General features: G+C 67.0%; 1 protein-coding gene. It reads left to right on the plus strand.

What is annotated here, in order from left to right; translation table 11 throughout:
* The coding region (locus tag AC1D29_RS29505; RefSeq protein ID WP_477904328.1) for a calcium-binding protein at positions 1–5201 on the plus strand (5201 nt) is incomplete at both ends.

The raw sequence follows: 5201 nt of genomic DNA on the forward strand, positions 1-5201 counted from the left end.
ACTTCGGCTACAACACCGGCGGCAATGTCAACACGCTGCAGTTCAAGGCCGGCGTAGCGCCCGCGGATGTCACGGTCAAGCAGGCCTACGACACCTACTGGGGCGGCAACAACAACGCGCTGGAGCTGAGCATTGCCGGTACGACCGACAGGATCACCTTCAACGGCTTCCTGCGTGCAGACGACCCAGGCAACGTCTACAACACGCTGCAAAAGGTCCGCTTCGACGACGGCACGGAGTGGGACATTGTTTATCTCCTCGCCAAGATGAAGGCAGGGACGCCCACTGATGACAGCATTGCCGGCACCGGTGGCGCCGATGAAATCCATGGGGGCGCCGGCAACGACTCGCTGATGGGCCGCGGTGGAAGCGACAGCCTCTTCGGTGAGGACGGCAATGACGCCCTCTACGGCGAGGATGGCAACGACCTGCTGGACGGCGGTACTGGCAACGATTGGCTGGACGGCGGCGTCGGCAACAACGTCTATGTGTTCGGCCGCGGTGACGGCCAGGACACCATCGGCAACCGCTACGACACGACCGCAGGAAAGCTGAACGTCCTCCGGTTCCGCGACGACGTGCCGCCTGCCGACGTCAGCGTGCGCCGCGTCTACGACGGCCAGAGCAACGGCATCACGGCGCTTGAACTTGCCATCGCGGGCACCAACGACCGCATCACGGTCAACTACTTCTTCCACAACGACGACCCCGGCAACTACTACAACCCGGTGCAGCAGGTCACGTTTGCCGACGGCACCGTCTGGAGCATCGCCCGCCTCGTGGAACTGATGAGTGCCGGCACCGAGGCAAACGACAACCTGCGCGCGACCACCGGCGCCGACGTGCTGACTGGTGGCCGCGGCGACGACATCCTCAGCGGCATGGACGGCAACGACCGCCTGCTGGGCGGCGACGGCAACGATGCCCTCTACGGCGGCACCGGCAACGACACGCTGGATGGCGGCACCGGCAACGACTGGCTGGACGGTGGCTACGGCAACAACACCTATTTGTTCGGTCGCGGCGACGGCGTCGACAGCATCGGCTACACCTACGACACCACGGCCGGCAAGCTCAACACGCTGCAGTTCAAGGCCGGCGTCGCGCCGGGCGACGTGCTGCTGCGCCGCCTGACGGGTGACCAGGGCGGCACCAACGAATCGCTGGAAGTCAGCATCGTCGGCACGACCGACAAGATCGGCATCAACTACTTCTTCCAGGGCGACAACCCCGGCAGCAGCCCCTACAACCCTGTCCAGCAGATCCGCTTCGACGACGGCACGACCTGGAACGTCGCGGACATCCTCGCGGTGCTGGGCCAAGGCACGGCGGACGTCGACGTCCTGCGCGGCTCGGTCGGTGCCGACACGCTGAACGGTGGCGCCGGCAACGACACGCTGGACGGCGTCGACGGCAATGACACGCTGGCGGGTGGCGAGGGCAATGACGCGCTCTACGGCGGCAACGGCAACGACACGATGGAGGGCGGCGCGGGCCGCGACTGGCTGGACGGTGGCTACGGCAACAACACCTACCTGTTCGGCCGCGGCGACGGCCAGGACACGGTCGCCTACTTCTACGACACCACGGGCGGCAAGCTCAACACGGTGCAGCTCAAGGCGGGCATCACGCCCGCCGACATCCTGTTGCGCCGCGTCACCGGCAGCCAGGGCGGCACGCACGAGTCCATGGAGATCGTCATCGCCGGCACCGAAGACCGGCTGACCATCAACTACTTCTTCCAGGGCGACAACCCCGGCAGCGCGTACAACCCCGTCCAGCAGATCCGTTTCGACGACGGAACAACCTGGAACGTCTCCAACATCCTAGCCGCCATCTTCCAGGGCAGCGCCAGCCGAGACCTGCTGCGCGGCACGGTGGGGGCCGACACCATCCAGCCCGGTGAGGGCGTCAACCTGGCGCAGGGCGGCGCTGGTGACGATCGCATGATCGGCGGCAGCGGACACGACAACTTCGCCGGCGAGGACGGCAACGACAAGCTGGACGGCGGCGCAGGCCACGACTGGCTGGACGGCGGCTACGGCAACAACACCTACCTGTTCGGTCGCGGTGACGGCCAGGACGGCATCGCCTATGTCTACGACACGACGGCCGGCAAGCTCAACACCGTGCAGCTCAAGGCCGGCGTGGCCGTGGGCGACGTGCGGCTGCGCCGCATCACTGGCGGCCAGGGCGGCACCAACGAGTCGCTGGAGCTGAGCATCGCCGGCACCGAAGACCGGCTGACCATCAACTACTTCTTCCAGGGCGACAACCCCGGCAGCGCCTACAACCCGATCCAGCAGATCAAGTTCGACGACGGCACGGTGTGGAACATCGGCGCCATCCTGAACGTGCTGAACCAGGGTACGGCTGAGCACGACGTGCTGCGCGGCACGACGGCCGGCGACACCATCAACGGCGGCCGCGGCAGCGACTCCATCGACGGCGCCGACGGCAACGACACACTGTCCGGCGGCGACGGCAACGACGCCCTCTACGGTGGCAACGGCAACGACACGCTGGACGGCGGCACCGGCAATGACTGGCTGGACGGCGGCTACGGCAACAACACCTACCTGTTCGGCCGTGGCGATGGCCAGGATGGCCTCAGCTATGTCTATGACACGACGGCGGGCAAGCTCAATACCGTGCAGCTCAAGGCCGGCGTGGCGACGACCGACGTCGTCCTGCGCCGCCTGACCGGCAACCAGGGCAGCACCAACGAGTCGCTGGAGATCGCGATCGCCGGGACCGAAGACCGGCTGACCATCAACTACTTCTTCCAGGGCGGTAATCCGTCCAGCCCCTACAACCCGGTCCAGCAGCTCAAGTTCGCCGACGGCACGTCGTGGGACCTGACGGCCATCGTCGCGCACCTGTACAGCGCGCCGGCCACCACCACTATCGACGGCACCAACCTCGCCGAGACGCTGACCGGCACGGCCGCCAACGAGACCCTCAACGCGCTGGGCGGCAACGACGTGCTGATCGGCCAGGGCGGCACCGACTTCCTGTCGGGCGGTACCGGCAACAACACCTATGTGTTCGGGCTGGGTGACGGCGTCGACACCATCCTCTACAGCGGTGACACCAACGGCAGCCGGCTGAACGTCGTGCAGCTCGGCATCGGCATCACGCCGGCCAACCTGACGGCGCGCCGCGCCTACGACAGCCAGACCACGCGCTACACGGCGCTGGAGATCGGCGTCACGGGCGCGAGCGACAAGCTCGTCATCAATTACTTCCTCGAGAGCGACAGTCCGACCAACCCCTACAACCCGGTTCAGCAGCTGCGCTTCGACGACGGCACGATCTGGACCGCGGCCGACCTCTTTAACCGCCTGCAGCAATCCACGGCCGGCGATGACGTGCTGGTCGGCACGCCGGCCAATGACTCCCTGGACGGCGGTGCCGGCAACGACACGATCTCCGGCCGCGGCGGCAATGACACGCTCAGGGGCGGCGATGGCGACGACCTGCTGTACGGCGAGGACGGCAACGACACGTTGGACGGCGGCACCGGCAACGACTGGCTGAACGTCGGCAACGGCAGCAACACTCTCGTGCTGGGCCTGGGTGACGGTCAGGACCTGCTGCTGGCCACCAGCTGGGACCAGGGCAAGACCAATACGCTGCAGTTCAAAGCCGGCGTCAACCCGGCCGACGTGAAGCTGCGCCGCGCCGTGGACAACGGTGCCCACAACTACACGGCGCTGGAGATCGCCTACGGCAACAGCGGCGACAAGCTGACCGTCTACGGCTTCTTCGAGGGCGACGACCCCAACCGCGGCTACAACCCGCTGCAGAAGGTCCAGTTCGCCGACGGCACGGTCTGGACCGTGACCGACATCGTCTCGCGCGTGCTGGCCGGCACGTCCCAGGCGGACGCCATCACCGGCACCGTCTGGACCGACACCATCGACGGCGGCGAGGGCGGCGACCTCATCTACGGCCGCAGCGGCGACGACACCATACGCGGCGGCGCGGGCGACGACCTGCTCTACGGCGAAGACGGCAACGACACGCTGGACGGCGGTACCGGCAACGATTACCTCGGCGTCGGCAACGGCAGCAACACCCTCGTGCTGGGCCTGGGCGACGGGCAGGACACGCTGGCTGGCACCTCCTGGGACCAGGGCAAGACCAACACCCTGCTCTTCAAACCCGGCATCGTGCCCAGCGACGTCAAGCTGCGTCGCGGCCTGGACAACGACGCACGCAACTACACGGCGCTGGAAATCGCCTACGGCAACGGCGGCGACCGGCTGACCGTCAACAACTTCTTCGAGGGCGAAGACCCCAACCGCGGCTACAACCCGCTGCAAAAGATCCAGTTCGCCGACGGCACGGTCTGGACCATCAGCGACATGCTGGCCCGCGTGCTGGCCTCCACCGACGGCCGTGACGACATCATGGGCACGGCCTGGGCCGAGACCATCGATGGCGGCAACGGCAACGACAGCCTGGGCGGCCGCGACGGCAACGACACCATCCGCGGCGGCGCCGGCGACGACACGCTGTATGGCGACAACGGCAACGACACGCTGGAAGGCGGCATCGGCAACGACTGGCTGGACGTCGGCACCGGCAGCAACACCATCATCCTGGGCCTGGGCGACGGCCAGGACCTGCTGAGCAACACCGGTTGGGATCAGGGCAAGACCAACACGCTCCAGTTCAAGGCCGGCATCGCGCCGAGCGACGTGAAGCTGCGCCGCGTGCTGGACCAGGGCGCGCACAACTACACCGCGCTCGAGATCACCTACGGCAACGGCGGCGACAAGCTGCACGTGCTCGCCTTCTTCGAGGGCGACGACCCCAACCGCGGCTACAACCCGCTGCAGCGCATCGTCTTCAATGACGGCACCATCTGGACGCTGACCGACATCATCAGCCGCGTCGCCACCGGCACCGCCGGCAACGACGCCATCCTGGCCAGCGGCTGGTCCGAGACCATCGCCGCCGGAGACGGCAACGACACCGTCAACGCCGGTGCCGGCAATGACGTCATCCAGGGCGGTTCCGGCGACGACAGCCTGGCCGGTGAAGACGGCAACGACAGCTTCGAAGGCGGGTCCGGCAACGACACCCTCAACCCCGGCTACGGCAACAACACCTACCTGTTCGGCCGCGGCGACGGCCAGGACACGCTCATCGAGAGCCCGTACGACTTCAACAAGATCAACACGCTGCAGTTC

It is taken from the genome of Roseateles sp. P1_C6 (genome assembly GCF_056406315.1).